Here is a 21,162-nt window from a genome sequence, read left to right as displayed (position 1 = left end):
GTTTTTTTATTGATTTATTTAGGAGGAGAGAGACATGTTCACTGACAAATTGATTTTGCGCATTCCAGGCCCTACCCCCATCCCCCCTCGCGTGCAGTTGGCGATGAGCCAGCCGATGATTGGACACCGCAGCGGCAAATTCTCTGCTCTGTTCGCACGCACGGCGGAAAGACTGAAACCTTATTTCGGCACGACCCAAGACGTGTACATCCTCGCAGGCAGCGGAACCAGCGCGCTGGAGACAGGCGTGGTCAACACGCTGCAACCCGGAGATGAAGCTGCCGTGCTCATCAGCGGCGCTTTCGGCGAACGCTTTGCGAAAATATGCGAGCGTTACGGCGTGATTGCCCACCGCCTGGAAGTACCGTGGGGCGAAGCTGTTACACCGGAGCTGGTCGAAGCTTTTCTCAAAGAAAAGCCGCAAGTAAAAGCTGTTTTCGCAACGTACTGTGAGACTTCTACCGGGGTGCAAAATCCGATTGCCGAGCTGGCGAAAACGATCCGCACTCATTCCGATGCCCTGTTTATCGTAGATGCAGTCAGCTGCCTGGGCGCAGTGGCTTGCGAAATGGATGCCTGGGGCGTCGACATCCTCGTAACGGGCTCGCAAAAAGCGTTCATGCTGCCGACAGGTCTCGCCTTCCTCGCTGCAAGCGAACGAGCCTGGAAAGTCATTGAGGCAAACAAGCCGCTCGCTTTCTACCTCGACCTGAAAGCGTACCGGAAAAGCCTCGCCGATCAGACAACACCGTACACTCCGGCCGTTTCCCTGATTTTTGGTCTGGCCGAGGTACTCGATATACTCGATGAGGAAGGGCTGCCTGCAATCATCAAGCGCCACGAGCTGATGCGCGACATGACCCGCGCTGCCATGCGCGCACTGAACGTCAACCTGATGGCCGAAGACGCCTATGCCGCTGCCACCGTCACCTCCTGCGACCCACAAGGCGCTTTTGACGCGGAGGCGCTGCGCAAAGTATTGACGAAGCAGTACAACATCACCATCGCTGGCGGACAACAGCACATGAAGGGGAAAATTTTCCGCATCGGACACATGGGCTACTGCGAACCGCTCGACGTTCTGCAAGTGATCTCTGCCATTGAAATGTCGCTTCACCAAATCGGTGCCCCAGTCGAGCTGGGTGCCGGTGTCAAAGCTGCCCAGGAGGTGCTCATCGCACATGTATAAAGTTCTGATTACTGACCCACTTAGCGAATTTGGTATTCAACAATTGCTGGACGCCGAGGACGTGGAAGTCGTCCGCAAAACCAGCCTCTCCCCTGCCGAGCTTTTGGAAATCATCGGCGATTACGACGCTTTGCTCGTCCGCAGCCAGACACAAGTGACAGCGGAAGTTCTCCAGGCCGGAAAAAATTTGAAGGCGGTAGGACGCGCCGGGGTCGGCGTAGACAACATCGATATCGCCGCAGCTACGCAAGCTGGTATTCCGGTCATCAATGCCCCGGACGGCAATACGATTTCTACGGCGGAGCATTCCTTTGCCATGCTGATGGCAGTCGCCCGCAACATCCCGCAAGCACACAAAAAACTCGTGGACGGAACATGGGATCGCAAAAGCTTCCAAGGGGTCGAGCTGAACAAAAAAGTGCTCGGCGTAGTCGGAATGGGCCGGATCGGTTCTGAAGTTGCCAAGCGCGCCAAAGCATTCGGCATGAGCGTCATGGGCTTCGACCCGTTCATGACCGAGGAACGCGCGCAAAAAATGGGCGTCATCCATGCCACTGTCGATGACATTTGCCGTCAAGCAGATTTCATCACGGTGCATACCCCATTGACAAAAGAAACCCGCCACATCATCAGCACGCGCGAATTTGCCAAAATGAAAGAAGGCGTCCGCCTGATCAACTGCGCACGCGGCGGGATCATCGACGAAAAGGCGCTGTACGAAGCGATCACAAGCGGCAAAGTTGCCGGAGCCGCCCTGGACGTGTTTGAGGAAGAGCCGCCAGTAGACAACCCGCTCGTAGGTTTGCCGCAAGTCGTTACCACTCCTCACCTGGGAGCATCGACAGTCGAAGCGCAAGAAAACGTGGCGGTCGATGTGTCCGAAGAAATCTTGAAGGTGCTGCGCGGCGAGCCGTTCAAAAACGCGGTGAACTTGCCGTCCATCCCTGCGCACGTCATGGAAAAGGTGCAACCGTACTTCCAACTGGGCGAAAAGCTGGGGCATTTCCTCGCACAAGTCACGGTTGGCTCGATCTCCGAGGTCGCGATCAAGTACAGCGGCGAGCTGACCGATGTGGATACTTCGCCGCTGACCCGCACCGTCTTGAAAGGCGTTTTGTCCTTCCGTCTGGGCGAGGTTGCAAACTACGTGAATGCACCGCTTCTGGCAAAAGTCCGGGACATCACCGTTACGGAGCAAAAAACGGCGCAAAACAAAGGCTTTACCAACCTGCTGACCGTCAGCCTGAAAACGACGCAGGAAACTCGCACCGTTGCTGGTACGCGCCTCAACGGATACGGCGCGCGCATCGTCAAAATCGACGACTTTGCGATCGACGTGGCTCCAGAAGGCTACTTGCTCTACATTCACCACAACGACCGCCCTGGTGTAATCGGACGCGTCGGTTCCATTTTGGGCGAAAACAGCGTGAACATCGCAACGATGCAAGTGGGCCGCCGCGACATTGGCGGAGATGCGATTATGATGCTCTCCGTTGACAAGCCGCTTACGCCTGAGCTGCTCGATACGATGGGCGAGCTGGCTGAAGTGAAAAGCGTTACGCAAATCGAACTGTAGACAGGGGCCCTCCCCTTTTGCTTCTGATCGCCAAAAAGACCTGGCTATTCATCTGCCGGGTCTTTTCCTTTACCCTTATTTTTGTTAGCGCTATAATGGGACGAGATGATTTTACACCAAGAAAGGAGTTTCTTATGACGAACCAGGCGTTGTTCGCCATCGGCATCTTTTTAGTTACCTACGCATTTATTATCAGCGAAAAATTGCACAGGACGATCGTCGCCATATGCGGCGGGATTTTGATGGTTCTGTTTGGCATCGTCTCGCAGGAGCAAGCGATACATCACATTGATTTCAACACGTTGGGCCTGTTGATCGGGATGATGATCCTCGTGACGGTGACGGCTAAAACCGGGGTGTTCAAATACGTGGCGATTCGCGCCGCCAAGCTGGCAAAAGGCAAGCCCGTTCGCATCCTCGTGTACTTGAGCATCATCACGGCTGTTGCTTCCGCCTTTTTGGACAACGTGACAACCGTGCTGCTGATCGTTCCGGTTACTTTCAGCATCGCCAGACAGCTGGAACTGAATCCGATCCCGTTTTTGATCAGCGAAATTATCGCATCGAACGCGGGTGGTACAGCGACATTGATTGGTGACCCGCCCAATATCATGATCGGCAGTTCGGTTCCAGAACTGGATTTCATGGCGTTTCTCGTCAATTTAAGCCCGGTCATTGTCATCATCATGGCGCTGACGATCTTGTGTCTCGTGTTCATTTATCGCAAGCAACTACATACGTCGCCTGAGTTGAGTGCGCGAATCATGCAGCTCAATGAGCGCGACGAAATCACGGATTCGGTCTTGCTGAAAAAATCGCTGACGGTAATGGCTCTGACGATTGTCGGCTTCATGCTGCACGGCGCGCTCCATCTCGAATCGGCCACGATTGCGCTCACTGGCGCTTTCCTGCTTCTCCTCATCACCGGAGAGCATTACTTGGAGGAAGCGATCAGCAAAGTGGAGTGGAATACGATCTTCTTTTTCATCGGCTTGTTTGTCCTCGTGTCGGGGCTGGTGGAAACAGGCGTGATTGCCAAGCTGGCGAGTCAGGCGATCCAGCTGACAGGCGGCGATTCGTTGAAGACCTCCCTGCTGATTTTGTGGATGAGCGCCATTGCCTCCGCTTTTGTCGACAACATCCCGTTTGTCGCCACGATGATCCCGATGATCAAAGAAATGGGCGCTTTGGGCATCACCAACCTGGAGCCGCTTTGGTGGAGCCTTGCTCTCGGCGCCTGCCTCGGTGGAAACGGAACGCTCATCGGAGCCAGCGCCAACGTCATCGTCGCAGGGCTGGCAGCCAAGGAAGGCCATCACATCGGCTTTGTCAGCTTCATGAAGGTGGCTTTCCCGCTGATGATCATGTCGATCGTCGTCTCGCATTTGTACGTCTACTTGCGCTATTTTATTTGGTGAGGAGGGCTATGCTTGCTCCAATACACATTTGATGAAAAAATGATCAGTATTCAGGAACGTGCCTCGCAGCAGGATACGACTTATGTCATCGAAGTAAAATCGGAAGAAATGCGAGCGCGGCTAAAGCAGGTTCGCCAGTTTTTCGATGAGAACCGCGATTATACCGATGTCATGTTTTACTCGCGGGAGGACGGCACTTATGAAGCTATCGTTCGTGAGGATATGAAAAACGCGTTTCTCATCCACGCCTTCCGCTTTCAATGCCTAACATCGTTGCGCTGGGCTTGATTCCTGAGCAATGGCAAAAAGACTCCACCGGGATGAAGTACGGTGGAGTCTTTTTCTATGGGAACCTTTTGGATGATTGTTGAGAGAGCAATGTTACAACTTGCTTACGCCAAACCGTCTCAGCCATCCTTATTTACTTTTCGTTCAAGACCGTCAGCAGATCGCGAATGTCATCCAAAATGTAGTCGGCCTTTTCTTCCGCAAACTTGCTGCGCGCCTTTTGACCAGACAATCCCGTCAGCGTGGCGGCGAACTGGCAGCCCATGGAGCGCGCCGCCAGCAGATCGGCCAGGGAATCTCCCACTACCAATACTTCCTCTCCATTCTCGATCGGCAGAGGATGACGAAGCACATCGCTATGCGGCGTCTCCAGACCGAGCAAGCCTTTTACGTACGAAAAAGGATGCGGCTTGGACAAGGGCACATAGTCGGGGTGTGCCTCTTCTGCTTCGAGAACATGCGAGGCTGTCACAACCCGATTCGGATCAAACCATTCCAGCAGGTTCATCGCCCGCAGCGGGACATGCGTCTCAATCGTCGGACGCCCCGTGCCAATTCCCAATGTGTACCCGCGCTCATTCAACACGCGGAACAGCTCCGCCATCTCTGTCGGGGGAACAATGGGAATCTCGTCGGTCAAAAAACCTTTCTTGCCTGGCTGCATCGTCTCACGGCCAATGGAAGCCGCTACGCGCTCATCGCCAAGGTACCATTCTTGAAACGTTTCCTGCACTAGCTGCCACAGCGCGCAGTTTGCCGAAAACTTGTCCGTCTCGACCCCGCAGCACTCTTTTGCCAATTGATTCACATACAGCAGCAAATCCGCCTTTTGCGCTGAGCTTTTGGCGAAATCAGGGAGAATTGCTGCGTAATCGACTGCAAAATCAGGAGTGTAGTCGTTTGCCCACTGCCGCAGACGGGCAAGCTCTTGCCGTCCAAGCTCGTCAGCAAGCAAACTTGCCGCTTCCGGCACATGCGGCACAAGCCTTTCGATCAATCGGACCAACTGGTAGGAAACAGCGAGAAAGACCATATCCCAGTTTGAGTTGATGCCACGAGATTTGATGAAGTTCAGCACTTCATCCTGCACAAACACTTGCTCGCGAACGCGTCGGATAACCGCTTCCGCTGGCGCCGGATGAAACGACTCGCCTTGCAAACCGGCATACTGCGGGCTGAACAAAAGCTCCCAAACCGTGAGAGCGGAAGCATCGAAATAGCGTTCTTCGCTGAGCATAACCCCATCCACATCAAACAAGATCGTTTTGATCATTTTCTCTCTACACTCCTATTTATTTTTCGCCTGCAACGCCAAGGCAATCGTAAATGTCGTGCCCTCTCCCAATTTGCTTTGCACGCCAATCGTACCTCCATGTGCCTCGACGATGTTTCTCGCAATCGCCAGGCCCAGACCTGTGCCGCCGACTCGCCCGCGCGTACGCGCCTTGTCGGCTTTGTAAAACCGCTCGAACACAAACGGCAAGTCCTCTTGCGGGATGCCGCTGCCCGTATCGCTGACCTCGATCAGCAAAGTCTTGTCTCCGCGAGCGCGAATCGTGACACTGCCGCCGCTTGGCGTGTGTCTGAGCGCGTTGTCGATCAGGTTGGTAAGCACCTGCTCCATCCGATCCGGATCGATATTCACATCGGTGTGTGTCGTCGTTACTTCCAGCAACAGCGTAATTCCGCGTTCCCGGGCCAACCCGGTAAACTTGCGGTGGATTCGCTCCATGTACGGGCGCAGCTCCAGCATTTCCTGGAACAGCTCCACGTGTCCCGCTTCCATCCGCGCCAGACTGAGCAGCTCGTTGACCAGCTTCGTCATGCGCACGGACTCGTCGTAAATGATCTGCGCCAGCTCTTTGTGCTCTTCAGGCGACGTTGCAATATCGTCGACGATCGCTTCGCTGTAGCCTTGCAGCATCGACAGCGGTGTACGCAGCTCGTGCGAAACATTGGCGACAAAGTCGTTGCGCATTTTGTCCAGCTTGCGCTCCTGGGTAATATCGCGCAACACCGCAACCGCCCCGCGGATTTGTTCCCGGTCATTCAGCGGCACCATCACCAACGCCCAAATGCGCCCTTGGACAGGAATGTCCTCGATGACCTCCTGCCCTGTCTGCACCACCTGCTGGTAAAACGTAAACAACGGCACAGGCTCGTCCTGGTGTTCATATTCCCAGTCCCGCAAAAAGCGTTCGGCTGGCGGGTTCGTCACCGCAACCTTCCCGTTCGCGTCGATCATGACAACCCCGTCCACCATCGAGCGCAATACGCTTGCCAACTGTTCCTTTTCTTTGGACAAGGCATCGACCAGCTGGTTCAGCTTGCTCGCCATCGTATTGAACGATGCGGCCAGCTCACCTGTCTCATCCGCGGTTTTAATCGGAACTTCCGCATGGAAATCGCCTTCCGCGATCCGATGGGCCGTCTCTTTCATTTGCCGCAGCGGAATCGTAATCCGCGACGACAGGAAGAAAGCAAACACGGTGGTAGCAACGAAGGCGATAACTCCGACGACAAAAATTAAAAATCTCACTTCGTTTACGGTATCATCAAAGTCTTCGATGGCCTGGTACATCACGACCGCCCCTTGCTTGCCAGGGCTTTCCTCAAGCGGGACGGCGACTGCGAGCATTTGCACGCTGCTCATGTGATCGTTCGGGTTGTTCGAGGCCACCTGCAAATAAATGCGTTGCGGAGCGGGATGCTTGCCAGCCAATGCATCAGCCAGGTGTAAAGTCTGGTCTTTCAACAGTTGCTCAACCGGAATGTTCGGCAGGCCCGTTCCTTCGCTTTTGCCAATCACCTGGCCTTGGTCGTTCAAGACCAGCATTCCGGTATGGTGAACGAGACTAAACGTCGAAGCCATCTCCAGCGCCCCGCGCTTGTCGGTGCTGGCCGCCAGTCCTGTCGACAGCCCTTCCGCCAACTCTTGCAGATTTTTCGTCTGGCGGTTGCTGTAGAAGCTGTCAAAAGACTGCACCAGCAACAGGCTGAATATCGTCAAAACGAGTGCAAACAAAGCAATAATCGTCATCCATAGCTTTCCGACAACGCTGCGAAAAATAACGTCCACTTATTTCGGCACCTCAAGCTTGTAGCCGACTCCCCAGACAGTGGCGATCATGTTGGCCGCTTGCGGAGAAACCCGGTTCAATTTTTCGCGCAGACGCTTGATGTGCGTATCCACCGTGCGCAAATCACCGAAAAATTCGTAGTGCCACACGTCTTTGAGCAGTTCTTCGCGCGTGAACACTTTGTCCGGCGACAAAGCGAGATAGTGCAACAGCTCGTACTCTTTCGGCGTCAGGCTGACTTCCTGTCCGCTCGCAATGACTTTGTGCGCGTCGTGGTCAATCGTCAGTTCAGGGAAGACGAGCACAGAATGGCTGTTGAACGTCTCCGTCTTGAGGTAGGCGGTAGCGGAGGAACGACGCAAAATCGCCTTTACCCGATACATGACCTCTCGCGGGCTGAACGGCTTGACCACGTAGTCATCCACGCCTGCTTCAAAGCCATGGACGCGGTTTGTCTCTTCGCCTTTTGCCGTCAGCATGATGATCGGAGTCGCCTTGAACTCGCGCACGCGCTGGCATACCTCAATCCCGTCCATCCCGGGAAGCATCAAGTCGAGCAAAATAATATCGTAATCGCTGCCAACAGCCATTTCTACTGCTTGCTCGCCGTTGTCAGCCTCGTCAATCAGAAAGTTCTCTCTTTCCAGATACATTTTAAGCAAGCGGCGGATACGCTCCTCATCGTCTACTACCAAAATTCGTGCCATTTTTTCCATTCAAAAACACCTCTTGGCCTCATGTTATCGTACTCATTTGAATATAGTCCAAAAAGCTGGCAAAATCACCAGCTTTTTGAAGGGGTATGTTACACGCCTGCATAGGAGTGCAAACCGGCAATGACCAGGTTGACCACGACCAGCGTAATTAAAATGATAACGAATCCGATGACAGACATCCAGGCCGATTTCGCGCCGATCCACCCGCGCGAAAGGCGCAGATGGAGGTACGCGCTGTAAAACAGCCAGACGATCAATGCCCATACCTCTTTCGGGTCCCAGCCCCAGAATCGTCCCCATGCTTCCTGTGCCCAGATCATGGCGAAAATCAAAGCACCGAGCGTGAAGACAGGATAGCCGATGCTGATCGCCCGGTAGCTGATCTCATCCAGCAAATCCGGCTCGATTCCTTCTACAGAAGGCTGGATCAAAGCACCCAGACGCTTGCGGAAAATCAGGCGCAGTCCGCCGTACAAAATCACACCCGTGATGACCGACCACAGCATCGTATTCAGTTTGCGGGCAGCGTCTTTTCCTTCCATCCAGCTCGGTGCAGCAAACCACGGATTCATCGGTCCGGCTTGCACGATTTTGGAATCGGCAGGAGCGACAATCGCAGGCATCGTGTATTCTACCCGCACTTTTTCCATCGTCCCGACCGGGTTCATCTGCTCTTTGTTCATTTCAAAAATCGTCTTGTGATCCATTCTCGCAAAGGTCGATTCCATCAAAATGAATCCGACAAGCATCAAAACAACCGCGAGTACAAATTCCAGCCACTTGGTGCTGCGTGCCGATACGTGCTGCGGCACAGTGCGGATCAAATACATCAGCCCGGCTGCGAAACCGACTGCCAAAATCCCTTCCCCGAGCGCTGCTGTCGTCACGTGAATGTGCAGCCAGTAGCTTTGCAGCGAAGGAATCAGCGGGGTTACCTCTTTCGGGAAGACGTACGAATACGCCAGCATGATGACCCCGAGCGGAAGCACAAACGCCCCGATTACGTTCAGCTTGTAAATCCGGTAAATGATCAAATAGGCCAGGATAATACAGTAATCCAAAAAGGCCATGAACTCAAACATGTTGCTCGTCGGGCTGTGTCCTCCCCCAACCCAGCGAGCCACGACATAGCCCGTCTGCGCCAAAAAGCCAACCACCGCGAGCCAGTACGCGATCCTGCCATAACGTTGTTCATGTTGCTTTGGATCGCGTCCCGCCCAGTTTTTCCCCGTCATCGCTACGACAAACACAATCGAAGAGATTACGTACAGCAAAAACGCGATATCTAGTAACCAGTCACTCAATTGTATGAGCTGCACGTCGAGTGTACCCCCTTGGAGCTTTACGCCTTCGTTTTTTCTTCAACCGTTACAGGAAGCTTGAGCTGTTCCACCAGTCCGTCGACCTCCCTGCGAAGCCCGAACCAGTTTTTGTTTGTATGCGCTGCCAGAAGAACCGTTCCTTCCTGCGTCTGCACCCAGACCCGACGGTGCTGCCAGAAGAAGCCCATTACGACCCCGATCATAAAAATGAAGGCTCCGAAGTAGATGAGCGGCACAGCTTTGTCGATCCGTACGTTCAAACCGGAAATATCGATCAGATCAGGCTTTTTGAAAACCAGCCCGAAGCGGCCATCGGATTTTTGCGTCAAAACCGAACCTTGCAGGTAGACCAGCTTCTCGTTCTGGTTCGTGGACTCGTCCGCAATTTCCAGTGCGACCATCGGATTTTTCGGCAAATTGGTTTGCGTAGCAGGCTTGCCGTCTTTGCCCATGATGAAATCCGGGAAGTAATCCAGAACGCGCACTTTGATGCCCGCCGCAATCTCTTGCTCCGCCGCCGGATTGTACAAGTCAATCTTGATTGGCCCAAGTTCCTTGTTCCCTTGTTTCACATCGACCAGCACAAAATTGAGAGCGCCAAGCTGCATTTCCTGAACGCCAGACTGATAAATCGCGAGGTCCCCCTCCATCATCGGATGGTTCACGATAATAGGGCCTTTCTGCACTTCGATCAAATCAGGCTTTTTCCCCGGCACTTCTGCATTTTTGTTTACGTACAGGATGGCGTCCGTCTGGAAGCTTTTTGGAATGACGCCTCCATTCAGCTCCAGCTTTGCTGGCATCTCTTCTTCCGACCAATACTCGGTATGGTAGTTTTCGCTTTTTATGTAATAAGGCGTATCCGGTATCGCGACCGTCTGCCCTTCCCGCACCCACACAAACTCGTCCATGTAAAATCCCGGAATGTTGCGCATGAGTACGCCGATCAGAAACAGAATCAGACCGATGTGGTTCACATAAGGCCCCCAACGGCTGAAGCGGCCTTTTTCCGCCATGATCGCACGCTCTGCCCGGAAAATCCGGTACCCTTTTTTCTTCAGAGCCAGTGCGGAGCTGTCCAAAAGCTCGGCCTGATCGACATCCGGGGCAAGCTCTCCTTCGGCAAACAGCTTTTGCCCCTTCAAAAAGGACTTGTGCTGATTGAGACGCGGTTTGCTGAGCGCCTTGTAGAGCGGAATGACCCGGTCGAGACTACAGATGACAAGCGATGTTCCCAAAAGCACGAGCAGAGTCACGAACCACCAGGAAGAGTACAGATTGTGAAAGCCAAGTCCGTAGTAAACCGTCCCGAGCACTCCGTATGTATCCGTGTAGAATCGCGCCACATCCGCTTCTGTCGGAACCGGAACGGGGATGTATTGCTGCTGCGGGAAGATCGTTCCGACCGCCGAAGCAACCAGAATGACGATAATGATACCGATTGCAATTTTGACCGAGGAAAAATAATTCCAGATCCGGTCAATCCATTTTTTCGTATACGTCTGGGAACGCCGTGCCATCCCTTCGTAGCGCATGTCAGGAAATGCCGTCTGCTCGTATACTTCGACGTTCAACGGCTTCCCGCACGACTCACAGAGCAGCGTCCCTACCGGATTCGTGTGCCCACATTCACATTTTCGCTGATCCATAATGCTCCTCACTTGGGCAAGATTTTGGACATTTTGTCCGCAATCATTGCTTCATTTAGTTGCCCGATGAAAATCTCCTTCACTTCTCCATCCGGCGCAATAAAAAACGTCGTAGGAATAGGACCGATCCGGTACAACTTCGTAATTTGCGATTGGCGATCCAGCAAAATCGGGAAGTCGACACCGAACTGCTTCACAAACGGCTCTACGGCAACGGGAGCTTCTCCAATGTTCACACCGACGACAACCAGTCCTTTGTCCTTGAACTTGTTGTACTGCTCCTGCAAGGCCGGCATTTCCTTTTTACAGGGCTCGCACCATGTGCCCCAGAAATTGAGCACGACGCCCTTCCCTTTCAAATCGTCAAGCGCCAGTTCTGGTCCGTTCAGCTGCTCCAAACTGAAATTCGGAGCATCGCCCCCTACTTTGACAGCATTCGGGTCCTTCACGAAGCTGGAATAGAGAGCAAAAACCAGAGCGACAAGCAAAAGACCCAGTACCGCGACCCTGACATATGTACGGTTGGTTTTGTTCATGATGCCCATACTCCCATCTACTACTTGTAAATTGCAAGCATTATCCATTCTATTATAGCGTTCCTAGATTTTCCGCCAGCGCATAACTTATGAACAGATTTTGAACGAATCACGCTTTTGGCCCTTTGCTCCGTCTGTTTTGCACCAATCCTTGCTTCAGCTTGTCTACTTCCTGCTTGCTCAGCGCTCGAAACTGGCCTGCGCGCAGTCCTTCCAGCGTCAAAAATCCTAAGCGAACACGCTCCAGCGTGAGTACCGGATGCCCGATCGCCGCGCACATTCGCCGCACCTGGCGATTGCGTCCTTCGTGAATCGTCAGCTCGATCAGCGCCTTGGCGTTCCCTTGCTCGGTTTTGAGCAATTTGGACGCCCCCGGCGAAGTCATGCCATCTTCCAGGAGAATGCCCGTTGCGAGCTTTTTCAGCTTGTCCTGGCTAGGTACGCCTTTTACCCAGGCGCGGTATACTTTGTCGATTTCGTAGCTCGGGTGGGCAAGCTTGTTGGCCAGATCGCCGTCATTGGTCAACAGCAGCAAGCCGGATGTGTCGTAGTCAAGCCGTCCTACCGGATAGACGCGTTCTTTTACCCCCGCGAGCAGTTCCGTGACCACTTTGCGCCCTTGAGGGTCGCTTGCGCTCGTAATCACACCTGTCGGCTTGTACAGCAAATAGTAGACGTGCTGCTCCAGCACGATTTCCCGGCCTTTTACCGTAATCTTGTCTGTCGCAGGGTCGACCTTGATTCCCTGCTCGTGAACAACCTTGCCGTTTACCTGCACATGTCCCTGTGCGATCAATTCCTCACAATGCCGGCGAGAGGCGACTCCAGCATGCGCCAATACCTTTTGCAATCGTTCCATCGTTGGATCACCTCTACAACATCATACCCATTCTTACCAGTGTGGACAAGAAAAAGGGAAAAACTTCCCCATGTTTCGAGGAAGTTTTCCCTGCGTATTTGACAATTCTTGCGTTCAGGAAAAAACGTACGAGACGATCAGCAAGGAGAAAATGACCCCCGCCAGATCAGACCATAGCCCGACCTTCAAGGCGTAGCCGGAGTTGCGAATGCCGACAGCCCCAAAATAAACAGTCAGGACGTACAAGGTCGTGTCCGTACTCCCTTGCATCGTAGCCGCCAGTCTTCCGAAAAACGAGTCCGGCCCGTACTGCGCGATCAAATCGGTAGCGATGGCAAGCGACCCCGTCCCGGTGAGCGGACGCAACAGAGCGAGCGGCACCAGCTCCTCGGGAAAGTGGAGAAAGTCTAGCACAGGCTTTATGCCGCGCAACAGCATGTCAAGTGCCCCAGACTCGCGGAACATGCTGACCGCCACCATCATCGCAATCAGATGGGGCAAAATGCGAATCGTCGTCGAAAGCCCGCCTTTTGCTCCCTCGACAAATGTCTCGTATACAGGAACTTGTCGGCGCCATCCGTACAAGAGGACAAACGCAATCGTAACGGGAATCGCCCAGAGCGAGATCAGGGATACCCATTGATACATACGGTTTCCCCCTAATTGTGACGTCGTAAGTGACGATAGCGATACCAGCGATCAATCAACAAGGCCACGATCGTTGCCGCAAAGGAAGAGACGAGCGTCGTCCCGACAATCTCCACCGGATTGACGGAGCCGTACTGCATGCGAATCGCAATCATGGTTGTCGGAATGATCGTGATGCTCGCCGTGTTGATCGCCAGCAGCGTGCACATCGCCGGGGAAGCTTTTTGCTTGTCTGGATTCAGCTTCTGCAATTCCTCCATCGCTTTCAGCCCCATCGGCGTTGCGGCATTGCCAAGACCGAGCAGATTGGCACTCATGTTCGACAAAATATAGCCCATGGCTGGATGGCCTTTTGGCACATCGGGAAACAGCAGCTGAATAAGCGGAGACAGCGCTTTGGACAACAGCGCAAGCAACCCGGATTTTTCCGCTACGCGCATAATGCCCAGCCAAAAGGCGAGGACGCTGAGCAAGCCGAAGCATACGGTGACGCCTGTCTTCGCGCCTTCAAAAGCTGCCGCGTTGATTGCCTCCATGCGACCTGTGAAGGCGGCGACGACGATTGAGATGACGATCAAAGCGAGCCAGATGACATTAAGCACGCCACAGCCCCCCTGCCACAATGTCCCAGAACTGCTTCCAGAACAAGTGCTCACCGCCCGCAGGCTGACTTGCCGTCGGAGCGTCGGCGCGCACGACGAGCGGCACCTGTCCGATCATGTTTTCCTTCATGTACACCTGCAAGAAACCGACGAGCTGCCCTTCCATCTGGGGGGTGATTGTCGACTGTCCCATCACAACGCGTTGTTTGATCGCTGCCTCTTCCGCAGACTGGAGCGGGTAGCGAAAAGCGTTTTGTGTCACCAAATGGGCGCCCGCTTCCATCGTAACCGGAGTTTCTGGCTGGATGTCCTGGCCTTCACCGACCAACTGCTTGACCGGAAAGTTGGCAAAGCCGTAGTCCAAAAGCTTTGCAGAATCATTCCAGTCGTCCGAAGCATTTAAAGTGATGGTCGCGAGCTGTCTTCCTTCGCGGGTAGCCGAGGCGGCGAGACAACGCTTCGCCAGCTTCGTGTAGCCTGTTTTCACCCCGTCTGCTCCGTTGTACAGATGCAGCATCTTGTTTTTGTTGAGCAGCCGTCTGTCCCACTGCTCCCCTTCCCAGGAGATGTCTTTGACCTTGGTGGAAACAATTTGCCGAAAAACCGGATTGCGCAAAGCATAGGCGGACAGCTTCGCCATATCTTCGGCCGTAGAATAGTGCTGGTTGCTGTCATCCAGTCCGTGCGGGTTAGTAAAATTCGTATGCTCCATTCCGATCATGGCTGCCTTTTCGTTCATCATATAAGTGAAGCCCGGAACCGAGCCGCCAATGTGGGTGGCAATCGTAACGGCAGCATCATTGCCTGAGCGCAGCATGAGACCGTAGAGCAGCTCTTCCAACGTCAGCTTTTCGGATCGCTTCAAGTAGATGGACGAGCCTTCGACCCCGACAGCTTCTGGCGGTACGGTCACCTGGTCGTCGAGCTTCCCCATCTCAATGGCGACAATCGCCGTCATCGTCTTCGTCAGGCTGGCGATCCGCATCTTTTTCGTGCCGTTTTTCGAATACAGAATCCGCCCGCTCGCCACATCAATCAAGGCAGCGCCTTCGGCCGAGAGGCTTGGCTGCGCCGTTTGCGCCTGTGCTGCGGGTGGCCCAGCCAGCAATAGCTGTATAAAAAGAAAAACGACGAGTCCGCCGGACAGAAGTTTTCGTACGTTCATACACGTCCTCCCCATCCCCAAAAGTACAACGATACACAGGTTTGTACATATATATGGGGACGAGTCGGGCGGTAGTACGAAAAACTGTCCGGAGCGACTAATCGTTTGCTTTTTCTTCCTGTCTGCCAAAAAGAGCAGAGGCTTCCATGCGGACTTCCTCGATATCCAGGTTGACAGGCGGTTCGGGTAGATCGGCAATTTCGCGCAGTCCGAAATGCTCGAGAAACTCTTTGGTGGTCGCGTACAAAATCGGGCGTCCAATCCCTTCGGCTCTCCCCGCTTCGCGAATCAACTGTTTCGACAAAAGCGTATTGAGTGCCTTTTCGCATTTTACACCGCGTATTTCTTCGATTTCCGAGCGCGTCAACGGCTGCTTGTAGGCAATGATGGCAAGCGTCTCCAGTGCTGCCTGGGACAGCGTCGATTGCCCAGGCGAAGTGGCTAGTCGCTCGAAATAAGGAACATGCTCGGGCAAGGTCGTCAACTGATACGCTTTGGCCACTTCGACGATTTGCACGCCGCGCCCTGCCCGGCGAAAGTCCGCTTTCATGTCCTCGATCAAGTCAACGACCTCTTCTTCCGATACCTCGACGATTTCACTAATCTCCTTGGCATCGATTCCTTCATCTCCCGAGATGAACAGCAAGCCTTCGATCACGCCTTTGAGCTTGTCATAGTCCATCGTTGTGGGCTCCTTCCGCATCACAGATCATGATGTCTTGAAACAGTTGATTTTGCACACACGTAATATGCTTTGCCTTCATCAGCTCCAGCAAAGCGAGAAACGTCGTGACGATTTCCGAGCGGGTCGCTCCCTGGGCAAAAAGCTGAGAGAAGCGCACCATGCCCCCTCCGACGCGAACCAGCTGGCGAATCTGCGTCATCCGGTCCTTGATGGAGATTTCATCGCGGGAAACCTTTGTCATCGGTTCCTTGTCTTTCGCTTTTTGCACGAGTTTTTCCAGCGCATTGACCAGATCGTACAACGTCACGTTTTTGACGGTCGTATCTTCCTCGCGCGCATACGGAGCCAAATTTTCCGCAGGGCGGGTAAACACCTGGTTACGGCCGATCTCCATCTCGCGCAGTTGCTCAGCCAGCAACTTGTAGCGCTTGTATTCCAACAGTCGCGCCACCAGCTCTTCCCGCGGATCGACCTCGTCGACGTCCATGTCGAGAAAAGGCTGGAACACGTGCTCTTCTTTTCGCGGCAAAAGCATTTTGCTTTTGATGGAAAGCAGGGTCGCCGCCATCACGACAAACTCGCTGGCCACATCGAGTTGCAGCTCCTGCATGCGATCGATCGTCGCGAGGTATTGCTCGGTAATTTCCGCAATCGGAATGTCGTAAATGTCTACTTCTGCCTTGTCGATCAGATGAAGCAAAAGGTCAAGGGGCCCTTCAAATGAATCAAGTTTGATGCTGTAGGCCAAAAGACGTCCCCTCGTTTCCTTTAAATGAACACGCTGATGATGCTTCCGGCAACTTTTTGCACCCACATCACCATTAATCCCATAGGTATACCGAAAATGGTTGCGCTAACACCCGGGATGAAAATCAGCAGAAGCAACAACCAAGGACCATAGATTTCGAAATTGTAAAAGGCTCCATCCCATCTGCGCGGAGACAGGAAGCGCAAAATCTTATACCCGTCGAGCGGGGGAACTGGCAGCAGGTTGAACACAAACAAGCCCACATTGATGAAGACACAGTATTCCAGTGTTGTTTTCAGTGCGAATGCAGCTTTTTCGCTCATTCCGTCCATCACGCCGTAATAACGTGTAAGTATGTAAACAATACAGAACAGAATCGCCAACACCAGGTTGATCAACGGCCCCGCTGCCGACACATACACGATACCGAGTCGCTTGTTCCCGCGAAATTGCAGCGGATTGATCGGCACAGGCTTGGCCCAGCCGAACGGTCCAAACAAAATGAGAATCAACCCGAACGGATCGATGTGCGGGATCGGATTTATCGTTAAGCGGCCCTCGTTTTTGGCGGTATTGTCGCCCAGTTTCCAGGCGACAAAGGCGTGCGCCCATTCGTGCAAGCTGAAAGCGATAACGAATGCAATCATGCGAAACGGTACCGTTTTCCAATCAAAATGAAATAGATCCATTGGTTCCCCCTTAACAGCTTCGCAAAAAGCCCAGCGCCATTCCCTAAGCTTTGCTCGGCAAAAAATCGTCTACCTTCTAGGATACCAGCAGATGGATAGGCTTACAAGTCTCTTGAAATTTGACGCTGAGGGCTGTGAGCCAGTCGAGATGTACCCTACCATCACTCGGCGCTTCATCATCAAAAAGTAACTTTCTTCTTCCAAACTCTTTCGATTCCCAGCAAATTTAACCCATTTCACTTCTCTACTACTTGCCATTTTTTCTATATTTTATTAAATTGTTCTGTAAGATTGAAAGCTGGAGGGGTTGTATGAGCAAAGAACAAGAACCTAAATCGATGCTTGTGATGCTAGCAATAAGTTCAATAATCATGGCGCTAACAGTCATTTCCATTGTTTATGCTGTTATTAAAGCTGTGGCTGGTGATTCAACAGAGGCAATTCTTGTATTTGTTGCACTAGTTTTATATGTTGTATTTTACACAAAATTACTTGTAAAAATCCCCACAAAAACACCATTACTTCGCTTTACAAGATTTCTATTGTTGCTCTTCTATCATTCTGCCTTTTGCTTGTTTTTAGGGTTAACACTTAGCGGAGCGGTATTTAACACATTAAAGGTAGTCTTAAAAGGAGATATAGGAGAAGTCTCGTCTCTAATTGTGCTTATTGTAATTACTACTAGTATCTATTCCATCCCAGCAATTATTAAAAAGAAGAGTCAGCAGTATCTAAAAGACACTAAAGCTGCCATTTTCATTGTCAATGCAATTATGTTGGCAATTTTTGAATTAGTAATTGTTTATCCTAATTGGTTTTCCATTGGAGATAAACTTATTCATCTGTATGCTATGCCTACATTCATAAGTGGATTAATAGTCATGGGAGTACTCGAATATACGCTGGCGTTGCCAAGCAGAGTGAAATGGGCTAAGCAAAAAATGAACCAAATATCAAATGAATCTCAATAACAAGCACCCCTTGCGTCTTTCTTTTTTCATGTATTTCTTCGGCTAGTGTTGCATTATGTATAATGCTCTCATGTCTTTTTCACTTTAACCCTCAGGACATATAAAAAGACACTAGCTGTCATGCTAGTGTCTTTTAGTGCCTGTAAGCCCTACTCTCCCAGCACCTTAACTTCTTTCATTTTATCCCCTTGCTTGATCGCGTCAACATGCTCCAAACCGGAAGTCACGCGGCCAAATACAGTATGTACGCCATCGAGGTGAGGGAACGCGTCGTAGCAGATGAAGAACTGGCTTCCGCCTGTGTCTTTTCCTGCGTGCGCCATCGAGAGGGCACCGCGTTGATGTTTGTGCGGGTTTCCTTTGGTTTCACATTTGATAGTGTAACCAGGGCCGCCAGTGCCTGTTCCGTATGGGCAACCGCCTTGTGCTACGAAGCCAGGGATGACACGGTGGAAAGACAGGCCGTTGTAGAAGCCTTCGTTTGCCAGCTTTTCAAAGTTGCCGACAGTTCCCGGAGCTTCTTGATCGAACAGCTCCAGCTCGATTTGATTACCATTTTCCATGGTGATGTGCGCTTTTTTCATGGATGAGCCTCCAGACCTTGTAAAGTTAACGCTCCTATTTTACCACGCGTCATGGTTGCCGTCCAATTTATACCTCCACACTCGCCTGCTCTTCCCTCTCGCGGTCGCGAACAAACACCGTTCCCGGATACGATTTCGCCCACTTTTTCACATCGGCCGCCCGGCGCGCCACGGCTTCCGCGCTCGTAAACATGCCTGGCCCCAAGTCCACGCCTGCCATGGACATCGACAATTGCACATCGTCTCCCATCCGGCATTTTTCGTAGATGTCCGTAAAATAGGAGGAAAACGAGTCAATCAAATACGTGACAAGCGCATCCACATGATCTGCCGCGGTGATGAGGATAAAGTCGTCGCCGCCGATATGCCCGATGAAGTCATTGCCGCTTCCAAAGCGCCGGGAGGCATCCCGAAGCAAATTCGCCGTCCGCACGATGATTTGATCGCCCACTTCAAAGCCGTAGCGGTCATTAAACCATTTGAAGCGGTCGAGATCGCAGTAAATCACCATCTGCGCCTCTCGCTGCTTGATCCGCCCGTTCAGTTCGCGCTCGATTTGCACGTTGCCTGGAAGCCCTGTCAGCGGATTGGCGGAACTGGCCATCTCCAGCTTGATCGAAGCCATCTTGTCGAGCAAATTTTGCACGGTCACAATGCCCAAATACTCGTTCTGCTCCCCGACGATGATCACGACGTCATAGAGATGATAGGCGTCGCGCGCCATGGCTCGTTTCGCTACCTCGTCCAGCCGGTCGTTTTTGCTGGCCTTCAGCGGGTTCGTGTTCATGATGTGGGAAACAGGCCGCTCGTAATAGAGGGCGATGCCGTACTGGCCGCCAAGAATTTGATAGAGCGAAAAGCGCATGACCAACCCGATCGGTCTGCCCTCTTCCAGGACGACTACGCTTTCAATTCGCTGGTTTTGCTCGAAAATTTCATGGACGCGCCGCACCCTGACGTGCTTTTCCACGCAAATCGTCTTGGCCAAAATCTCCGTCATGTCTGGTGCGACGATGATCGTCTCTTTCGCACCGTCTCTTTGCTTCTCCTGCATATAGCGCAAAAAGTTCATCGCCTGACCCGATACTTGCGCCATCCCTTTGTCCGGCTTGCCCAAATAGTAGCCTTGGCCGTAGACCACCCCTACGTCCATCAGCGTCTCCAGCTCGCGCTCCGTCTCGATGCCTTCCGCAATAATCTTGCAATTGACCTTCTCGGCGAATGAGACGAACGTTTCCAGCAGCGCCTGCTTGATCGGGTCGACATCGATATTGCGGATGAGCGACATGTCCAGTTTGATGAAATCGGGGTAAATCTCCGTAATCGATTCCAGGCTGGAATAGCCCGCACCTGCATCATCGACGGCGATCAAATAGCCTTTTTTCCGGTACTCTTCGATAATTTTGCGAAACACCGCGTAGTTCGTAATCGCGTGACGCTCCGTTATTTCAAAGACGATGTTATGCGGGTTCAGGCCGTAATTGGCGAGCAAGCTCTGAACCTTTCCCCTCAGCAAAAAGGGATCGTCTATCGCCCTTGGATCAAGGTTAATGAACAACTTTTCATTCGGATTTAAATAGCGCAGCTGTTCCAATGCTCGCTTGCGGCAAATATGCTCCAGCCGAAACACGGTATCCGTCTCCTCCGCATAGCTGAACAATGTCGCGGGTGTCGCAAACGGACTGTTTTGCGGGCCGCGAGCAAGCGCCTCCCACCCTAACGCCTGGCCGTCTGGCAGGTGAATGATCGGCATAAAATGCATGTTCACATTTTCTTCCGCAAGCAGCTTGTGAAATTGGGTCATGTGCGTGTACTTTTCCGATGTAATCCCGTACTTCGCCATATGGACGGCGTGTTTCACCGACGTGTACATTTCCCGGACGATATCATGACCCGCGATGGTAGCATAGCCGATATGCACCCGCAAGTCTTCCCGGTTGACGAAGCTGACCTGACGATTCAGCTGCCGCTCCGCCAGCTCCTGAAAATGGATGGAAAGCATGCGGCAATCTTCATCGCTTACCTGTCCGCCAAAAGACACATAAATGGCGAAATCGTCGCCCCACAGCTTCTGAATCGCCAAAATCTTGCCTTTTATTTCGAATGCCTGGCGAGCTACTCCCGGCAATATTCCTTCAAAAATGTGCAGCACGCGTTTGGCGCTCGTATCGCCGTAGCGCTGCTCCACTTCCGTCATTTTGACAATATCGACATAAAACATGACGACGTTGCGGCCTTTCTCGATTTCCTGCCGAATGACGTTCTTCATCCATTGACGCTTATCCAGGGAAAAATAGGGAAAGCGCCGAAACTTTTTGATGAGAGTCGACAACATGCTGTATCTGTCCTCCTCGCCACCTCCATTATGGCAGGGAAGATTTAATTTTTCGTGAATGCCAGATGAAGGAAATATAAAGACCCTTCCTGTGCTTTTCGG

General features: G+C 52.6%; 20 protein-coding genes. 5 read left to right on the top strand and 15 right to left on the bottom strand.

Features of this window, described 5'->3' with window-relative positions:
• Positions 1–34: 34 nt before the first annotated feature.
• The 4 genes from NST23_RS11990 (at position 35) to NST23_RS11975 (ending at position 4,471) form a co-directional block, all read left to right on the top strand.
• A complete protein-coding gene (locus NST23_RS11990; RefSeq protein WP_274875232.1) occupies positions 35–1,189 on the top strand; it encodes a pyridoxal-phosphate-dependent aminotransferase family protein in 1,155 nt (384 codons plus the stop codon).
• On the top strand, positions 1,182–2,765 hold the full coding sequence (serA, locus tag NST23_RS11985; RefSeq protein ID WP_122963613.1) for a phosphoglycerate dehydrogenase: 1,584 nt from the start codon (positions 1,182–1,184) through the stop codon (positions 2,763–2,765). The genes NST23_RS11990 and serA overlap by 8 nt, the downstream gene beginning before the upstream one ends.
• Positions 2,766–2,899: 134 nt before the next feature.
• Entirely contained in the window at positions 2,900–4,183 is a 1,284-nt protein-coding gene (locus NST23_RS11980) for an ArsB/NhaD family transporter (protein WP_173598784.1), read from the top strand.
• Between the two features lie 12 nt (positions 4,184–4,195).
• Positions 4,196–4,471 (top strand): hypothetical protein, encoded by a 276-nt coding sequence (locus tag NST23_RS11975; protein ID WP_122963615.1) that lies wholly within the window; start codon positions 4,196–4,198, stop codon positions 4,469–4,471.
• Between the two features lie 133 nt (positions 4,472–4,604).
• On the opposite strand, the gene NST23_RS11970 is transcribed toward NST23_RS11975, so the two are convergent.
• The 13 genes from NST23_RS11970 to NST23_RS11910 form a co-directional block, all read right to left on the bottom strand.
• Positions 4,605–5,744 (bottom strand): HAD family hydrolase, encoded by a 1,140-nt coding sequence (locus tag NST23_RS11970; protein ID WP_340963720.1) that lies wholly within the window; start codon positions 5,742–5,744, stop codon positions 4,605–4,607.
• Positions 5,745–5,759: 15 nt separating this feature from the next.
• Positions 5,760–7,550 (bottom strand): ATP-binding protein, encoded by a 1,791-nt coding sequence (locus NST23_RS11965; RefSeq protein WP_340963718.1) that lies wholly within the window; start codon positions 7,548–7,550, stop codon positions 5,760–5,762.
• Entirely contained in the window at positions 7,551–8,267 is a 717-nt protein-coding gene (locus NST23_RS11960) for a response regulator transcription factor (protein ID WP_012686105.1), read from the bottom strand.
• 89 nt (positions 8,268–8,356) lie between these two features.
• Positions 8,357–9,586: a cytochrome c biogenesis protein CcsA gene (ccsA, locus tag NST23_RS11955; RefSeq protein WP_122963618.1), complete on the bottom strand. Its 1,230-nt coding sequence runs from the start codon at positions 9,584–9,586 to the stop codon at positions 8,357–8,359.
• Positions 9,587–9,609: 23 nt separating this feature from the next.
• Positions 9,610–11,238: a cytochrome c biogenesis protein ResB gene (gene resB, locus NST23_RS11950; RefSeq protein WP_274875230.1), complete on the bottom strand. Its 1,629-nt coding sequence runs from the start codon at positions 11,236–11,238 to the stop codon at positions 9,610–9,612.
• 8 nt (positions 11,239–11,246) lie between these two features.
• Complete coding sequence (resA, locus tag NST23_RS11945; RefSeq protein ID WP_122963620.1) at positions 11,247–11,774, bottom strand: thiol-disulfide oxidoreductase ResA; 528 nt, start codon at positions 11,772–11,774, stop codon at positions 11,247–11,249.
• 109 nt (positions 11,775–11,883) lie between these two features.
• Entirely contained in the window at positions 11,884–12,633 is a 750-nt protein-coding gene (locus NST23_RS11940; protein WP_242771766.1) for a pseudouridine synthase, read from the bottom strand.
• Between the two features lie 114 nt (positions 12,634–12,747).
• On the bottom strand, positions 12,748–13,281 hold the full coding sequence (locus NST23_RS11935) for a spore maturation protein (protein WP_122963622.1): 534 nt from the start codon (positions 13,279–13,281) through the stop codon (positions 12,748–12,750).
• An 11-nt stretch (positions 13,282–13,292) separates the two neighbouring features.
• Positions 13,293–13,883, bottom strand: coding sequence for a nucleoside recognition domain-containing protein (locus tag NST23_RS11930; protein ID WP_173595790.1), 591 nt, complete (start codon positions 13,881–13,883; stop codon positions 13,293–13,295).
• Positions 13,876–15,048: a D-alanyl-D-alanine carboxypeptidase family protein gene (locus tag NST23_RS11925; RefSeq protein WP_280648297.1), complete on the bottom strand. Its 1,173-nt coding sequence runs from the start codon at positions 15,046–15,048 to the stop codon at positions 13,876–13,878. The genes NST23_RS11930 and NST23_RS11925 overlap by 8 nt, the downstream gene beginning before the upstream one ends.
• 97 nt (positions 15,049–15,145) lie before the next feature.
• A complete protein-coding gene (gene scpB, locus NST23_RS11920; protein WP_063226896.1) occupies positions 15,146–15,730 on the bottom strand; it encodes an SMC-Scp complex subunit ScpB in 585 nt (194 codons plus the stop codon).
• Positions 15,720–16,481 (bottom strand): segregation/condensation protein A, encoded by a 762-nt coding sequence (locus NST23_RS11915; protein WP_122963625.1) that lies wholly within the window; start codon positions 16,479–16,481, stop codon positions 15,720–15,722. The genes scpB and NST23_RS11915 overlap by 11 nt, the downstream gene beginning before the upstream one ends.
• A 20-nt stretch (positions 16,482–16,501) precedes the next feature.
• Complete coding sequence (locus tag NST23_RS11910; protein WP_173595788.1) at positions 16,502–17,170, bottom strand: site-2 protease family protein; 669 nt, start codon at positions 17,168–17,170, stop codon at positions 16,502–16,504.
• 311 nt (positions 17,171–17,481) lie between these two features.
• Between NST23_RS11910 and NST23_RS11905 the strand changes: the two genes are divergently transcribed.
• Positions 17,482–18,141 (top strand): hypothetical protein, encoded by a 660-nt coding sequence (locus NST23_RS11905; RefSeq protein WP_217021762.1) that lies wholly within the window; start codon positions 17,482–17,484, stop codon positions 18,139–18,141.
• A 149-nt stretch (positions 18,142–18,290) separates the two neighbouring features.
• Here the strand turns inward: NST23_RS11905 and NST23_RS11900 are convergent, their stop codons facing one another.
• Positions 18,291–18,725: a peptidylprolyl isomerase gene (locus NST23_RS11900; RefSeq protein WP_122963628.1), complete on the bottom strand. Its 435-nt coding sequence runs from the start codon at positions 18,723–18,725 to the stop codon at positions 18,291–18,293.
• Positions 18,726–18,792: 67 nt separating this feature from the next.
• Positions 18,793–21,060 (bottom strand): GGDEF domain-containing protein, encoded by a 2,268-nt coding sequence (locus tag NST23_RS11895; protein WP_173595787.1) that lies wholly within the window; start codon positions 21,058–21,060, stop codon positions 18,793–18,795.
• Between the last annotated feature and the right edge of the window lie 102 nt (positions 21,061–21,162).

The organism is Brevibacillus sp. FSL K6-0770, assembly GCF_038000275.1.
Taxonomy (GTDB): domain Bacteria; phylum Bacillota; class Bacilli; order Brevibacillales; family Brevibacillaceae; genus Brevibacillus; species Brevibacillus parabrevis.
This window is presented reverse-complemented; position numbering and strand designations above follow the sequence as displayed.

What these genes read in the sequence shown, in the direction of transcription:
- NST23_RS11910 (WP_173595788.1), bottom strand. Translation starts at nt 17,170, where the DNA reads ATGGATCTATTTCATTTTGATTGGAAAACGGTACCGTTTCGCATGATT.
- NST23_RS11980 (WP_173598784.1), top strand. Translation starts at nt 2,900, where the DNA reads ATGACGAACCAGGCGTTGTTCGCCATCGGCATCTTTTTAGTTACCTAC.
- NST23_RS11940 (WP_242771766.1), bottom strand. Translation starts at nt 12,633, where the DNA reads ATGGAACGATTGCAAAAGGTATTGGCGCATGCTGGAGTCGCCTCTCGC.
- scpB (WP_063226896.1), bottom strand. Translation starts at nt 15,730, where the DNA reads ATGGACTATGACAAGCTCAAAGGCGTGATCGAAGGCTTGCTGTTCATC.
- NST23_RS11895 (WP_173595787.1), bottom strand. Translation starts at nt 21,060, where the DNA reads ATGTTGTCGACTCTCATCAAAAAGTTTCGGCGCTTTCCCTATTTTTCC.
- NST23_RS11970 (WP_340963720.1), bottom strand. Translation starts at nt 5,744, where the DNA reads ATGATCAAAACGATCTTGTTTGATGTGGATGGGGTTATGCTCAGCGAA.
- NST23_RS11925 (WP_280648297.1), bottom strand. Translation starts at nt 15,048, where the DNA reads ATGAACGTACGAAAACTTCTGTCCGGCGGACTCGTCGTTTTTCTTTTT.
- NST23_RS11905 (WP_217021762.1), top strand. Translation starts at nt 17,482, where the DNA reads ATGAGCAAAGAACAAGAACCTAAATCGATGCTTGTGATGCTAGCAATA.
- NST23_RS11935 (WP_122963622.1), bottom strand. Translation starts at nt 13,281, where the DNA reads ATGTATCAATGGGTATCCCTGATCTCGCTCTGGGCGATTCCCGTTACG.
- resA (WP_122963620.1), bottom strand. Translation starts at nt 11,774, where the DNA reads ATGAACAAAACCAACCGTACATATGTCAGGGTCGCGGTACTGGGTCTT.
- NST23_RS11900 (WP_122963628.1), bottom strand. Translation starts at nt 18,725, where the DNA reads ATGAAAAAAGCGCACATCACCATGGAAAATGGTAATCAAATCGAGCTG.
- resB (WP_274875230.1), bottom strand. Translation starts at nt 11,238, where the DNA reads ATGGATCAGCGAAAATGTGAATGTGGGCACACGAATCCGGTAGGGACG.
- NST23_RS11990 (WP_274875232.1), top strand. Translation starts at nt 35, where the DNA reads ATGTTCACTGACAAATTGATTTTGCGCATTCCAGGCCCTACCCCCATC.
- serA (WP_122963613.1), top strand. Translation starts at nt 1,182, where the DNA reads ATGTATAAAGTTCTGATTACTGACCCACTTAGCGAATTTGGTATTCAA.
- NST23_RS11960 (WP_012686105.1), bottom strand. Translation starts at nt 8,267, where the DNA reads ATGGAAAAAATGGCACGAATTTTGGTAGTAGACGATGAGGAGCGTATC.